This window comes from Pseudoalteromonas neustonica (genome assembly GCF_001653135.1).
GTDB classification, from domain to species: domain Bacteria; phylum Pseudomonadota; class Gammaproteobacteria; order Enterobacterales; family Alteromonadaceae; genus Pseudoalteromonas; species Pseudoalteromonas neustonica.
Genome location: NZ_BDDS01000009.1, coordinates 127,020 through 141,497, shown reverse-complemented (window position 1 = coordinate 141,497; position 14,478 = coordinate 127,020). Strand labels below are relative to the sequence as shown.

Sequence of the window (14,478 nt, the reverse complement as noted above, 5' to 3'; positions counted from 1 at the left end):
CAAGCTCTGAGGAGTTTACAGAGTGAAAAAACGCGGCTAGAGCCGCGTTTTTTATGTACGAGGATAAATTGCCAAAAATCGTCGCTTTTGGTTAGGTGTTAAATGTTCATCAAGTAAAGCTGTAATTTTTTGTTTGGCTTGTTCTTTATCATATTGCTCATTTAATAAATTTATTTGAGAGATTAATTGCTTACTCAATGCTTGCCATTGTTCTCGCTGTTGCTGCAATGCGATTAAACGTGTTGCGCTCGCATCACCAAACTCGCTCGCCAGTTGGTTGTAATCGGAATTGATGAGTGCCTTTTCAAATTCATTATTCAATGCCTGTAACTGTTTGCTGGGTTTTAGTGCTTGAGTAAGGCGTTCAGGTAATGCACTTTCAAGATTCACTAGTAGCTGTTGTTTTAACTCATCGCTTATTGTTTCATCTTCGTTAATTTCAAGCTTAGCAATCGTATAGCGTTGCCATTGGTTGTCGTCATCGAATAGTAAAGCGATTTCATCGTCGCTAAAAAAGCGGCTTTGAAAAGCGATCATTGTTTTTAATTGCTCTGACAGTGGTAGCGCAATCAGCGTATATTGCAACTGAGCAAGTTCCTGCTTAAAGCTTAAGTAACGTGTAAATAAAGCCGCATGTTTTTTACATTGTACTATTTGCGTGCAGGCGTGTTGTGTTTGTTCAATATTAAAATGCTCGCGTTCTTGCTCAGCTAAAATAACGTGTTCAAATATGTCGTCAACCGCTGTGGGTATTGTTACAGCTGGCAAGGAGGCTCGTTTTTCAGCGGGGTAGAGAAAGTAACTAACAACAAGGACTGTGGTGATTACCACAAGTCCTATTCGATATGAGCGAGACATACTCTATAAGCCCATTCTTTTTAAACGGTTCGCATGTTGGCGGTAAACCGTTAATGGGTCAGTTTCAAAAATATGATGAAAGCCAATCATCTGATTTACTTCATCAAGGTGGTTCATTTTGTAGTTGTCCTTCAAAACATAACCAAGGTGGCTGCTACAACGAGATACTAACCCATCATCGTCCCCAGGGATAAGGAGTGATGTGATTGCTAATGCGGCATCTGACGGGTCAAAAATATTAGTAAGTGTACGCGTCCCACTCCATGAAAAATAGTAAACCCCATTACTTGCTTGCATAGGGCCTTGTTCGCATTGTGATGCAGGCAAACCCTCAGGGTATTTTAGATTAAACGCGAGTGCACCTTCAGTGGTTAAGCTCTCAAGTGCACCCACCGCATTTTGTGGCAAACCACTATTACCTGAAAGTAAGGCTATTAACCCGCCAAAAGCATTGAATGCTGTTTTGGCTACTCCCTCAAGCTTTGAGCCGGGGGTAAGACCTTGACGAACAACGTCTGCAACAGGGCTACCAAAGTTAACGCCTCCAACGCTGGTTGCTGAAGCTACAATGTCTGGGCGAATAGATGCTACATAACGAATACTCTGAGCCCCTTGACTATGGCCAATTAAATTAACTTTACTCGCCCCTGTTAATGCCATTATTTGCTCGACTTGCAGCAATAATTGTTCACCTCGTTGCTCAGAACTATTTACAGAGGAAACCGAAGTGACATAAACGCGTGCGCCATCTTTACTTAAATTTGTTGGTAGACGATAGAAGTAATCAATCCCTAATACATCATCAAAACCCATAATCCCATGTGCTAACACGAGGGGGTATTTAGTTTGGGTATAACCTGCACTTGCTGCAGAGCTAAAAATAAACAATAAGCTACAAATAGATAGAACGATTATTTTTTTCATCAAGAGTACTCTTTGTGTGTGTTTTATAATCACACTATTAAATTGCACTGGGCAGTAAAATGGTGTGGAGCTTTTATTCTATTATTGCTAATAGAGCAAATAATCACCGCTTTATCAATGTTAATTTTAAGTTAAATTAAAATATAATTTGTAGGATTAGTTATATGTTTATCAATTCTTTCAATTCGTCTGTGTATTTAGTTTATTTATGTGAACTAGTTTGGTAAAGTCCGCGCCGTCCTCATCCTGTAGGACATCCTGTTGATGATGCACTCGAAAGGGTGCAACGTATTGATAGCTTCTCCCCAGTTTGCTATGCCGGCCCCGCATTAATTTGCGGGGCCGTTTTTTTGTTATTTAGATGTTAATTATCAAGACGTTGATTGCACTTAATAATGCAAGTGATACTATTAAGACTCATTTTCATTATTAAAGAGTTGCGTCATGATTAAGTCATTTGCGATTATTGGTTTATCACTCACTAGTTTATTTTCAGCCAGCTTTGCGCATGCAGATTGGCAGCTTGATAACGAGCATAGTAAAGTTAGTTTTGTATCAATTAAAAGTAATTCAATTGCTGAGGCGCATCACTTTAAGGCATTAACGGGTGAGCTTTTGGAGCAAGGTCAATTTAAATTAGAAATAGACCTTAATTCAGTTGAAACGCTTATTCCTATTCGTAACGAGCGCATGAGTAAGTTGCTTTTTGAGGTTGCTAAATTTCCTGCTGCGACACTTAGCGCCGATTTATCAAGCGTAGTAAAAATACTAAAGCCAGGTTTGCACCTTCTTGAAGGAAAAAAAGCAGAGCTGAATTTTCATGGTCAAACAAAAACATTGAACATTGATGTATTAGTGACAGTATTAGAAAACGGCGATATGACGGTAAGTTCGTTTACACCTGTGATTATTAATGCCGCTGACTTTAGTGTGACTGAAGGCATTACACAGTTACAAAAGTTAGCTGGATTACCCTCTATAGCAACCGCAGTACCCGTCACGTTTACACTTACACTTAAAAAACAGTGATCTCACTCAAAGAGTTGGCTGCCCAATTTAGTCAGCCAAGCAAACCGTTTGATAGTTGGCAACCGGCTCATTGTGGGGAGTTGCCCATTGTTATTGATGCGCAAGGCAAATGGCATTATGCAGGTAGCGAGATAACACGCAATGCAATGGTTAAGCTATTTGCTAGCGTATTATGTAAAGAGCAAGGTCAGTTTTACTTAAAAACACCCGTTGAGAAAATCGCAATTACAGTTATTGATGCGCCTTTTAATATTATTGCATGGCACATGGAGCAGACAGCGCAAGGCACAGTACTGTGTTGTCGTGACAACATAGAAAGAACGTGGTTGGTCAGTGCTGATTTACCATTGGTAATGCAAAACTATCAAGGCAATGACATACCTTATTTACAATTACCAAATGGATGTAGTGCACGAATAGCGAGAAGTGTATTTTATCAGTGGGCTGAAGAAATAGCACAAGCTGATGAGCAAGGCTATTTCATTCAATCTGCAGGGCAGCGTTTTTATTTAAATGTGTAGTTGTTTAACTAAGCTGAGTTTAACTCGCATCTGATTCAGGTGTTTGTTCTGGTTCTTGTGGCGGGATAGCGATGATAGGCCCTAAGAACCATTCATCTAATTTTTTAGCAACTTCAGGTAAGCCTGTGCCTTTTAATGATGAAAAGGCATGCACAGTGATGTCACCATCAAGTGTGCTAAGCTCACGGCGAACTTGCAATACTTGTGCTTTACGTGCACCTTGTTTTAGCTTATCAGCCTTTGTTAAAAGCGCTAACACAGGAATTTCACTGCCAATAGCCCAGTTAATTAAATCACGGTCTAAATCTTTTAATGGGTGGCGAATATCCATTAAAATCACGATACCTTTTAAGCTTTGGCGTTTTTGCAGATACTCACCTAATGATTTCTGCCACTTCTTTTTCATTTCGATTGGTACTTTAGCAAAACCATAACCAGGTAAATCGATTAAACGCATATCATCAACATCAGCAAGCTCAAATGTATTGATCAGCTGTGTACGACCAGGCGTTTTACTGGTACGTGCTAGTTTTTGATCTGTTAGTGCATTTAGCGCACTCGATTTACCTGCGTTGGAGCGACCAGCAAATGCAACTTCAATTCCCGTATCAGCAGGTAATTTAGTGATGTCTGGAGCGCTGGTAACGAACGACGCAGTGTTATATTTGATACGAGATTTGAGCACAGGCTTTCCTAAGTACATAAATAAAGAAGAAGAGTAAACTAATTTTACTCAAGGCGCGTATTTTATACTATTACAGCCGTATTAAAAAGCGTCTTTAGGTCTTCAAAAGGGCTTAAAATTGAGTAAAACTATGCAACTAAAGCTTAATCTAGGTCAAAACCCTATAATTTATAAGTTTAATGTGAGTAGAAAACGTGCCAGAGAATTTATTATCGTGTAGAATATACATATCACAACATCCATATTGTAGATGATACAGGGTCGGAACAGAGAATTCACCATGAAAAAAATAGCACTATCTTTAACTATATTGCTTGGTGCGTTGTCAGCAAGCAACGCAACAGCATTTGATGGCGATGTAAACGCAGGTAAAGAAAAATCAGCAACGTGTGCGGCTTGTCACGGCCCAGACGGTAATGCACCGATTAATATCTACCCGAAAATTGCAGGCCAACACGCAGATTACATATACAAGCAACTTACCGAATTTAAACTTGGTATGACTTCGGGTGGCAAAAGCGGCCGAATGGATCCTGTTATGAGCGCAATGGCAATGCCATTAAGCGATCAAGACATGAAAGACTTATCAGCTTATTTTTCGTCATTAAACATGTCTGAAGGTGAAACACCTAAAGATGTAGTTGAAGTTGGCGCAATGCTTTTTAAAGCTGGAGATGCTGAACGTGGTATTCCATCGTGTGCATCATGTCATGGTCCACGCGGCAATGGTTCTTCATTAGCTAAGTTTCCAAAAATTTCTTTCCAACATCCAGAATATATCAAAGCACAGCTTGAGAAATTCCGTGATGGCTCACGTGAAAATGATTTAAATGGAATGATGAAAGATATTGCTCAAAAACTAACAGATAAAGATATCGAAGTACTTTCTAAGTACTTAGGTGGTCTACACTAAAGTAGTATGGAATAGCTTGGTTTTTAGTACTAAGCTCTATACTAATGATAAAAAGCAGCATTCGCTGCTTTTTTTGTGTCCAGAATTTGCCGATATAACCTACTCGCCTGTGAGACATTGACCATGCTGCGTTGTAAGCTAAGTCTTATTTTAATTTCACTTATTGAAGTAACCTATTGTAATTTAATGTTTTCGTCATGTTGCAATTTGAGCGGTGCAATAAATATTATATAAATTAGTTGTAACAAATTTATTAATGCGTAAATTAACCCCTGTCGCTGAAACAATAAAAACAATATGGATTTAACTATACGGAAAGTAGTACGGCGATAATACTGGGGTTAAAACATCGGTTGATGTTCTCAAAGGAAATACTAAAAAAGTGTCAATGAAGACCGATAATAATAAAAAGTCATGGAAGTTAAAAAATAATAATAAAATGGAATGCCACACGGAAGGTAAATATAATAAAAAAATGGAACAACAATAATAACAATAAAAATAAAGACTAAAAAGTCGAAGGGAGAAGTGTCCAGTTAAATGGCGCTCAGATTAGCAGGCGGTAGAGATGTTTTCTCTACCGCCTTTTTATTTGTCCTGTTACAATGGCAACCGTTTATACTTAAAAGTATAAAGTGCGCTAGTAGTCGAGTTACCCAACCTCAATCCGCACAAACCAAATTCTTCTGGCAAGGCCAGCATCGCAACGCTAAATGAGTGTTGCTCAAAACCTCTTAAGTGAGATGATCAAGATATGAGTAGAACGAAAAAATCACGTAAAAGCCCATCAAATGGCCCTGTTCGTTTAAGCCAAGATAAGCTTAAAGAAATGCGTGCACTGAAAGAACAACGTGTTAAAAAAACCAAAGGCGCTAAGTCAGGTTCACGTAATTCGATTGAAGCTTTAAAGCCTGATACAAAAAGTAATCAGCATAATAAAGATAAGCGTGTTGGTAGTAAAAAGCCAATATCTTTAGTTGCTGTTGCACCAGAGCCTGTCATTGAATTAAAGCGTAACTTAAAGCCACAAGTTGAGTTGAAAAAAGTTGTGCAGCCAGAGTTTACGCCAGAGCAAGAACTGGAAGCGCTAGAAAATGATGAGCGTTTGTTAAAACTAGTTGAGATACATGAAAGCGGTACTCTATTAACAGGTAAAGATGCAAAATACTTCAACAGTCGTATCGACCGTCATCAAGAGTTATGTGAATTGCTTGGTATAGAAGATGAAGACGGGGATGACTTTGATGATGAAGATTTCATCGAAGAAAGTAACAGTGACTTTGATAATTATTTATCTAATGATTTAGCCAATGAATGGCTAGATGATGAGGACGATAAATAATGAATGTGATGATCTTAGCTCTGTGTGTGGGCGCTGTGATCATCGCAGGGTTGGCATTTTATGCAGGGCAATTGCTGTATAAGGTGAGTGCGCAAAAGAAGCTCATAGCTAAAGAGCAGGCTAAGCAGCAAGCAAAGCTTGCTAAATCTCGTTTAGAGCGCAATGCTAAGCTTGCAGATAGTATTCATTTGATTGCTCGAGCAATGCATCAAGAGCAGTGTGAGTTCTCTGAAGGCTGTTTACGTATTTGGGTGTTGATGTCGCAATATAGCTTTGAACATGATGATGACCTTACTATGCGTTATCCTGGTATTTTTGCGATGTATGAAGTGGTTAAAGAAATGCCGACTCATGATGCGCGTAAAAAGTATTCAAAGAAAGAAATATTTAAGCTAGATAGTGCACGCTGGCGTGCTGAAGAAAGTAACGCTGATGCGATTAAAGCTGACTGTGAGAAAATCATTGAAGACTTCAAAGCTGCTCCGGGCAGCGAGAATGTCGTTTTTAACTAACTTGTTCACAATAGCTAAATTGAAAAAGCAGACCTAGGTCTGCTTTTTTGTTTTGACCATTTAGGCTAAATTACTCGTGAGAATCGCGTCGCGTTTATTTGTTTTTGCAAATGAGCATCAAAGCACATACAAATTATACGAATAAACAAATTACCACGAGCGGTGACAATAATACGTTTGCCGTCAATAGCTACCATACCGTCGGCAATTAGTGGCTCTAGAGCTTTGAGCGAGCTTTCAAAGTAGTGCTCAAAGTCGAGTTGATATAGATCAGCAATGCTTTGCATATTGAGTTCAAAGTGACAAATAAGTTGTTTGATGACAGTTGCGCGTATCACGTCATCGCTGTCCAGTTGCATTCCTTTAGTTATTGCACAGCCAAGTTGATGATCTAGGGCGTAGTAATAATGCTTCAACTCTTTTTGGTTCTGTAAAATGGCAGTGCCGATTTGTGAAATAGACGATACGCCTAACCCCAGTAAATCACAGTTTCCATGGGTGGTATAGCCTTGAAAGTTACGATGTAATTGTTGACTATTTTGCGCGACGGCTAATTCATTTGTGGTTTTAGCAAAGTGATCCATCCCGATAAATTGATAACCAGCATCGCTCATTTGCTCTAAGGTATTTTTAAACATGGTAAGTTTATCGTGCGCGTTAGGCAGATCGGCATCTTTAATTTTGCGCTGCGCGGCAAAGCGCTCGGGTAAATGTGCATAATTAAATACAGAGACACGATCAGGACTAAGGGCAATAAGCTGATCTATCGTTTCTTTAAAGCTCTGAGGCGTTTGCAAAGGTAAGCCATAAATCATATCAGCGTTAATTGATGTAAAGCCAAGCTTGCGGGCTTCACTAATCAAGCCTTTCACATCATCGGCACTTTGTGGGCGATTGACTGCAAGCTGTACTGCATCATTAAAATCTTGAATTCCAAACGACACGCGATTAAAACCAAGTGTGCGTAAGTGGCTGAGCATACCATCAGCTAGTGATCGTGGATCTATTTCAATACCACGCTCAGCATTGGCTGTAAATTTAAAGTGTTGGTTTAATAACGAGATTAAGCGACTCATTTGTTCGGCGGTTAAAAAAGTGGGTGTGCCACCCCCTAAATGTAGCTGTTCAACATGATATTGTTCAAATAACGGTGCTTGCGCAATGATTTCTTTTTCAAGGTAATCAAGATACAGATCAGCTTTTGATTGATGGCGGGTAATCACTTTGTTACAACCACAGTAATAGCAAAGCTGGCTACAAAACGGGATATGAATATATAAAGATAAGCTGCGATTATTGGATGAATTAATTGCACGGAGCAAATCTTGCTGTTGGTAGCCATCATCAAACGACAATGCTGTGGGGTAGGAGGTGTACCTTGGTCCAGACACATTGTATTTATTTATTAAGCTTTGATCCCACTTGGGTAAATTAATCATCACGCGCACCTTTACGATTGTTTTAACAATTATAAAAAAGCTGTGTAATGTCAGTATTGATCTGCAACAAAAAAGAGTGCTGTAAGCGCACTCTTTTTATGGTTTGTAGAGTCGTTAAAGTTTGAATTGGTTTACAGTATTGTTCAATGAGCTTGCAAGATCATTGAGATCGCGCGCTTCGTCTGCAAGTTCAAGTGCATGATCTGCAGTACTATTCACTAAATGGTTGATAGCAGCTAAGCTATTATTTATATCTTCAGCAACCACTGTTTGTTGCTCGGTTGAGGTGGCAATGTGATGACTTTGATCTTGTACCTTAGTCACTGAGTCTGCAATGTTCTGCAATGCATCTAACACCTCTTGTGTTTGTGCCACCGAACTTTGTGCGCGCTCTTGTCCTTGTTGCATCATAGTGGAAGCTTGCTGCGCAATTTGCTGTAAGCGTGAAATCATATTGCGAATGTCATCCGTTGATTCTTGTGTACGACTTGCAAGCGATCGAACTTCATCGGCAACAACAGCAAAGCCACGGCCTTGCTCACCAGCACGCGCGGCTTCAATGGCTGCATTGAGCGCCAACAGGTTCGTCTGATCTGCGATGGCATTTATCACGTCAACAACCGCACCAATATTGCTACTTTCTTGCTCAAGGCCCGCAACCACTTTTGATGCTTCGCCAATATGCTCAGCGAGTGCCGTCATCACACTTTGTGCATTTTGCGAGCGCGATGTTCCGTCTGCGGTGATATGTTGCACTTCTTCAGCTGCATTATTAGTGTGTTGAGCGTTACGCGAGATCTCCATTACTGTAGAAGCCATTTCAGTCACTGCGGCACTAACACTATCGACCTGTTGTTTTTCCTGCTGAATTTCATCATTGGTTTTTTGCGACACTGATTTTAATTGCGCCGCGGCGTTAGTTAGTTGTTCTGCTTGAGCCGCTGTGTCGAGCATCATGGCACGCAACTTATCGATAAATGTGTTCATGTGCAACGCAAGCTGGCCAACTTCATCTTGGCTATCGATGGTGATTTTTTGAGTTAAATCACCATCGCCTGAGGCAATGTCGCGCATAATATGAGTCAGTGTAATTATCGGTTTTGAGATCATGTGAGTAGCCCACAAGATCATTGCAATGATGATCAATAGAATAACCACAACAGATGTCGTCGTCGTCATGACCGCTTCGTTAACTGGCTCATCAATCATTGTTCTTGGCACTAAAATACCCACATACCAGTCTAAAGATGGCTGCTCTAATTGTAAGCGGTTATAAACAACAAAATACTCTTGGCCTTTTAAAATGACTGTAGCATCACCGCTAATAGTATTCTTCATTTGCAGATTAAGTTCAGTAAATCCTTGAGTGTCGCTGAATTGTTTTTCGAGGGCATCTAAGCCTTGTTTGCCATTGGGTCCCTCGTCAGTTACTGAAAGTTTATGATTAGTACGTTTAGATAAATGAACAACTTTTTGGTCTCCATCAAGCAAGAAGCCATAGCCTTGACCATTAAAACGAACGTCTTCAACCATTTTATTGATTTTGTTGAGCTGTAAGTCCACACCACCGAAACCAACTAATTCACCTTGTTGGTTATACACTGGTTGTTGCACAACGGCAGAAGCATTACCAGTTGTTAGATCAACTGAAATTGGGCCAACATATAAGCGATTTATTTTTAATGCATCCTGCCACCATCCTCTCTTATACGCGTAATATGGCTGACCATTGTAGTGAGTAGTCCGTTCGTGTTCTTTAAAGTATTCACCCGTTTTAGCTGAAGCAAAAAATGCTGATAAGATATTCTCATCATTGCTACTAATACGCACAAAATCTTGGTTTACTTCATCGTAGCCAGGCGCACCTGTTAGTGTTTGATCTCGTTTATCCCATGCATCAAACCAATTTACTAAATGGGGATTATTAACGAATGTATTGACCAGTTTTCCGTATTGGGCAAAATAACCTTGCATTGAGAGTTGCTCACTTTGCAGATAACTGTGAGCTTCCCGTTCAATACTTTGGCGTGATAATGAAGCGATATGATTAACAAAGTAAGATGAAGCAGCGATCAACAGCACAGTGATAGTGCCACCGATTAGCAATAATATTTTTTTTCGCAATGATAAATTTTTTAACATAAGTGCACACATTCTTATTATTTAGTAGAGTAAGCAAGCTTATCTAATCATATATTAGTCCTAATCTCCATATTGTGAGGTAAGACAAATGAATAACATTTTATTAAATTGTAAGGACGATGTTACAAAATGGGTACAATAAAAGAACGTTTAATTGTATTAGGTGCAGGTTGGCTTGGGCACCCTTTATGCTTGCAGCAACTAGCACAAGGCTGGGATGTGCAAGGAACCCATCGTGGTATTGAACATCAACATGCATTTCAGCGCCGATTGGTGTTTGAAAATAATCAGTTAAGTCATCAACTCGATTTACAAGATGCTTGGTGGGTGTGTGCTATACCCCCCCGTAGTCGTCAGGCTGATAGCCATTATTTAGAGACTTTAAAGTTAGCGATTGAACTTGCTGGTAATATGAATGCGAAAGGTTTTTTATTATGCTCATCAACGGCAGTGTATGGGCCAGATAACTTAATTTATGATGAGCAAAGCCCGATCGTAGTAACTAGCCCACGCCAGCAACCGTTACTTGAGGCTGAGCAGTGTGTTTTAAATGCGGGCGGAAAAGTACTTAGATTAGGTGGTTTGATCGGGCCAGATCGAGAGCCTGGTCGTTTTGTGGCTGGTAAAGAACTACAAAGCTCAAGTAGACAAAGCGTTAATATGGTGCAGCAGCAAGATGTGATTAATGCGATTATTAGCGTGTTGGATAAATGGCAAATTGCAGCGCCAATTTATAATGTAGTCAATCCTGCTCACCCTACAAAAGCAGATTATTATCAACAAAAATGCCAGCAATATGGTACTCAGACGCCTACCTTTATTAGTGACGAAAGTGCCGAACGCATCATTGATGGTTCGGCTATTGAATCACTTGGTTTTAACTACCAGTTTGATATTTAAAACGATGGTAATACGCCTTTAGGTAATAAATTACACAGCTCGCCTTGTTGTAATAACAAGTTAGCTGCTTCGATATCGGGGCCGAAATAACGGTCTTTGTCGTAGTAGCTAACTTTTGTGCGCAGAGTTGCTTTGGCTTGTTCAACTTTTTCAGATGCGAGTAATGGTTTTCTAAACTCTAAGCCTTGTGCTGATGCCAGCCATTCAATTGCCAGTACGCCTTGCGTGTTGTCGGCCATTTCACCTAGACGGCGCGCCGCAAAAGTTGCCATCGACACATGATCTTCTTGGTTTGCTGAAGTAGGTAAACTATCGACTGACGCTGGATGTGCCAGTGACTTGTTTTCTGATGCTAATGCTGCAGCTGTAACTTGCGCAATCATAAAGCCAGAGTTAACACCGCCGTTTTCAACTAAGAAAGGTGGCAATTTTGATAGGTTTGAATCAATTAATAACGCGATACGGCGCTCAGCGAGTGCACCTATTTCGGCAATCGCTAATGCTAAGTTATCAGCTGCCATTGCGACTGGTTCTGCGTGGAAGTTACCACCAGAGATAATATCGCCCACATCTGCAAATACCAGTGGATTATCAGTCACTCCATTTGATTCACACAATAATACTTCAGCGGCTTGGCGAATCTGCGTTAAACATGCGCCGAGTACTTGTGGTTGGCAGCGTAGGCAATATGGGTCTTGTACTTTTTCACAATCAACATGGGCCTCACTGATCTGTGATTGCTCACTTAACATCTCGCGGAAAATTGCAGCGGTATCTATTTGCCCACGTTGGCCACGTATATCATGGATGCGCGCATCAAATGGTGAACGACTGCCCATTGCGGCTTCAATGCTGATAGAGCCAATCGCACAGCTTTGCGCATATAAATCCTCAGCACGAAATAAACCTTGTAATGCAAATGCAGTTGAAGCTTGAGTGCCATTTAATAGTGCTAAACCTTCTTTTGCGGCTAAAGTCAGTGGCTCCAGGTTGGCAATTTTAAGGCCTTCAACAGCGCTAATTAGTTTACCTTGGTAGCGCATTTCGCCTTCACCAAGCAGTGGTAAGCACATGTGTGACAATGGCGCTAAATCACCTGATGCACCCACCGAACCTTTTTTTGGTACGCAAGGGTAAACTTGTGCTTCAAGCAATTGCATAAAAAACTCAATGACTTTTAAGCGAATGCCTGAAAAACCACGAGATAATGAATTAATTTTCAGTACCATCATTAATCTTACGGTACTGTCATCCATGTAGGCACCAATGCCGGCAGCATGCGAAAGCACAATTGAGCGCTGTAACAGCTCTAATTCATGTTCGGCAATTTTGGTATTAGCGAGTAAGCCAAAACCGGTATTGATACCATACACAGTACGATGTTGATCAATCACGTCTTGAACAGTTTGTGCGCTGGCAGCGATTTTAATTTCGCTATCTTGGGCAAGCGTCAATTTTACTGGCGATACATTAATTTGGCGTAGTGTCGCTAAATCAAGTTGGCCAGGTGTGAGAGTAAGTTCAAACATGATTATTCCTTATTTAACATTGGTAGATCGAGGCCTTGCTCGGTAGCACAGTTAATTGCAATATCGTAACCTGCATCAGCATGGCGCATTACGCCTGTTGCAGGGTCGTTCCATAATACACGGCCAATACGTGCAGCTGCTTCGTCAGTACCATCGGCAACAATAACCACACCAGAATGCTGGCTAAAGCCCATACCAACCCCGCCACCGTGATGCAAAGAAACCCACGTTGCACCGCCTGCAGTATTCAGCAATGCGTTAAGTAATGGCCAATCTGATACAGCATCTGAGCCGTCTTTCATTGCTTCGGTTTCACGGTTTGGACTGGCCACCGAGCCTGAGTCTAAATGGTCGCGACCAATTACAACCGGTGCTTTTAGTTCGCCATTTTTAACCATTTCATTAAACGCCAGAGCTAAACGCGCTCTGTCTTTTAGCCCAACCCAGCAAATACGCGCGGGTAAGCCTTGAAATTGAATACGCTCACGGGCCATATCAAGCCAATTGTGTAAGTGCTTATCGTCTGGGATAAGTTCTTTTACTTTTGCATCAGTTTTGTAAATATCCTCTGGATCACCAGAGAGTGCAACCCAGCGGAATGGGCCAATGCCTTCACAAAATAATGGGCGAATATAAGCGGGCACAAAACCTGGGAAATCAAAGGCATTTGTCACGCCTTCTTCAAACGCCATCTGGCGAATGTTATTACCATAATCAGTGGTTGCCGCGCCTGCTTGCTGTAATGCCAACATAGCAGTTACTTGCACCGCCATAGATTGCTTTGCAGCTTTAACCACGGCTTGTGGTTCTTGCTCACGCATTTTTGCAGCATGGTCCATGCTCCAACCTTGTGGTAAGTAACCATTGAGTGGGTCGTGAGCTGAGGTTTGATCGGTTACAACATCAGGGGTAATACCACGCTTAACTAATTCACTAAATACGTCAGCGGCGTTACCGAGTAAACCAACAGATAGTGCTTCACCTTTGGCGCAAGCAGCGTTGATAAGTTCAAGAGCATGATCTAAGTCAGTCGCTTTAACATCAACATAACGGGTTTTTATTCTAAAATCGATGCGAGTTTCGTCACATTCGATAACTAAAGCACTAAATCCTGCCATGGTTGCAGCAAGAGGTTGTGCACCACCCATGCCACCTAAACCACCGGTAAGTACCCACTTTCCAGCGGCATTACCATTAAAGTGTTGTTTTGCCATCGCTACAAAGGTTTCGTATGTACCTTGTACAATACCCTGTGAGCCTATGTAAATCCACGAGCCCGCAGTCATTTGACCGTACATCATCAAACCAAGTTTATCGAGTTCGTTAAAATGCTCCCAATTAGCCCAATGCGGCACTAAGTTTGAGTTTGCAATTAAAACCCGTGGTGCATTACTGTGAGTTTTGAATACCCCAACTGGTTTACCTGATTGCACGAGTAACGTTTCGTCGTCTTCGAGTCTGTCGAGGGTTTCGATTATTTTATCGAAACAAGGCCAATCGCGCGCTGCTCGGCCAATGCCACCGTATACCACTAACGAGTGCGGGTGCTCAGCAACCTCTGGATCTAAGTTGTTCATTAACATGCGCTTAGCGGCTTCTGTGAGCCAGCTTTTAGCGCTGATCTTATCGCCATGTGGCGCGCGGATAACGCGAGATTCATCAAGTCTGTTGTTCATGGAGTACT

General features: G+C 41.1%; 13 protein-coding genes. 6 read left to right on the top strand and 7 right to left on the bottom strand.

The annotated features are described in order from the left end of the window. Positions 1 to 51: 51 nt before the first annotated feature. A complete protein-coding gene (locus A7967_RS14230) occupies positions 52 to 858 on the bottom strand; it encodes a lipase secretion chaperone (RefSeq protein WP_082379026.1) in 807 nt (268 codons plus the stop codon). Positions 859 to 861: 3 nt separating this feature from the next. Beyond that, a complete protein-coding gene (locus tag A7967_RS14225) occupies positions 862 to 1,782 on the bottom strand; it encodes a lipase family alpha/beta hydrolase (RefSeq protein WP_054204910.1) in 921 nt (306 codons plus the stop codon). A gap of 444 nt (positions 1,783 to 2,226) precedes the next feature. Here A7967_RS14225 and A7967_RS14220 point away from each other — a divergent pair, with 444 nt between their 5' ends. Further along, positions 2,227 to 2,811, top strand: coding sequence for a YceI family protein (locus tag A7967_RS14220; RefSeq protein ID WP_054204909.1), 585 nt, complete (start codon positions 2,227 to 2,229; stop codon positions 2,809 to 2,811). Next, positions 2,808 to 3,332 carry a DUF1285 domain-containing protein gene (locus A7967_RS14215; protein WP_054204908.1) on the top strand — a complete coding sequence of 175 codons (525 nt, stop codon included), beginning with the start codon at positions 2,808 to 2,810 and terminating at the stop codon, positions 3,330 to 3,332. The genes A7967_RS14220 and A7967_RS14215 overlap by 4 nt, the downstream gene beginning before the upstream one ends. A 19-nt stretch (positions 3,333 to 3,351) precedes the next feature. Here the strand turns inward: A7967_RS14215 and yihA are convergent, their stop codons facing one another. Then, entirely contained in the window at positions 3,352 to 4,017 is a 666-nt protein-coding gene (yihA, locus tag A7967_RS14210; RefSeq protein WP_054204907.1) for a ribosome biogenesis GTP-binding protein YihA/YsxC, read from the bottom strand. A 280-nt stretch (positions 4,018 to 4,297) separates the two neighbouring features. Here yihA and A7967_RS14205 point away from each other — a divergent pair, with 280 nt between their 5' ends. The 3 genes from A7967_RS14205 to A7967_RS14195 all read left to right on the top strand — a co-directional run bounded on the left by A7967_RS14205 (position 4,298) and on the right by A7967_RS14195 (position 6,784). Further along, positions 4,298 to 4,930, top strand: a complete 633-nt coding sequence (locus A7967_RS14205; protein ID WP_054204906.1) for a c-type cytochrome — start codon at positions 4,298 to 4,300, stop codon at positions 4,928 to 4,930. A gap of 754 nt (positions 4,931 to 5,684) precedes the next feature. Further along, entirely contained in the window at positions 5,685 to 6,272 is a 588-nt protein-coding gene (gene yihI / locus A7967_RS14200) for a Der GTPase-activating protein YihI (RefSeq protein ID WP_054204905.1), read from the top strand. Next, entirely contained in the window at positions 6,272 to 6,784 is a 513-nt protein-coding gene (locus tag A7967_RS14195; protein WP_054204904.1) for a DUF2489 domain-containing protein, read from the top strand. Before yihI ends, A7967_RS14195 begins: the two co-directional genes overlap by 1 nt. Positions 6,785 to 6,849: 65 nt before the next feature. Here A7967_RS14195 and hemN read toward each other — a convergent pair whose 3' ends face one another. Together hemN and A7967_RS14185 are read right to left on the bottom strand one after the other, a co-directional pair. Further along, positions 6,850 to 8,223: an oxygen-independent coproporphyrinogen III oxidase gene (gene hemN / locus A7967_RS14190; RefSeq protein WP_064435815.1), complete on the bottom strand. Its 1,374-nt coding sequence runs from the start codon at positions 8,221 to 8,223 to the stop codon at positions 6,850 to 6,852. Positions 8,224 to 8,337: 114 nt separating this feature from the next. Then, complete coding sequence (locus A7967_RS14185) at positions 8,338 to 10,365, bottom strand: methyl-accepting chemotaxis protein (RefSeq protein WP_054204902.1); 2,028 nt, start codon at positions 10,363 to 10,365, stop codon at positions 8,338 to 8,340. Positions 10,366 to 10,494: 129 nt separating this feature from the next. Here A7967_RS14185 and A7967_RS14180 point away from each other — a divergent pair, with 129 nt between their 5' ends. Beyond that, positions 10,495 to 11,265, top strand: a complete 771-nt coding sequence (locus tag A7967_RS14180) for a Rossmann-fold NAD(P)-binding domain-containing protein (protein WP_054204901.1) — start codon at positions 10,495 to 10,497, stop codon at positions 11,263 to 11,265. Here A7967_RS14180 and hutH read toward each other — a convergent pair. Continuing rightward, positions 11,262 to 12,794, bottom strand: a complete 1,533-nt coding sequence (gene hutH, locus A7967_RS14175; RefSeq protein WP_054204900.1) for a histidine ammonia-lyase — start codon at positions 12,792 to 12,794, stop codon at positions 11,262 to 11,264. The two genes, A7967_RS14180 and hutH, sit on opposite strands and share 4 nt — an antisense overlap. A gap of 2 nt (positions 12,795 to 12,796) precedes the next feature. Continuing rightward, a complete protein-coding gene (gene hutU, locus A7967_RS14170; RefSeq protein ID WP_054204899.1) occupies positions 12,797 to 14,470 on the bottom strand; it encodes a urocanate hydratase in 1,674 nt (557 codons plus the stop codon). Between the last annotated feature and the right edge of the window lie 8 nt (positions 14,471 to 14,478).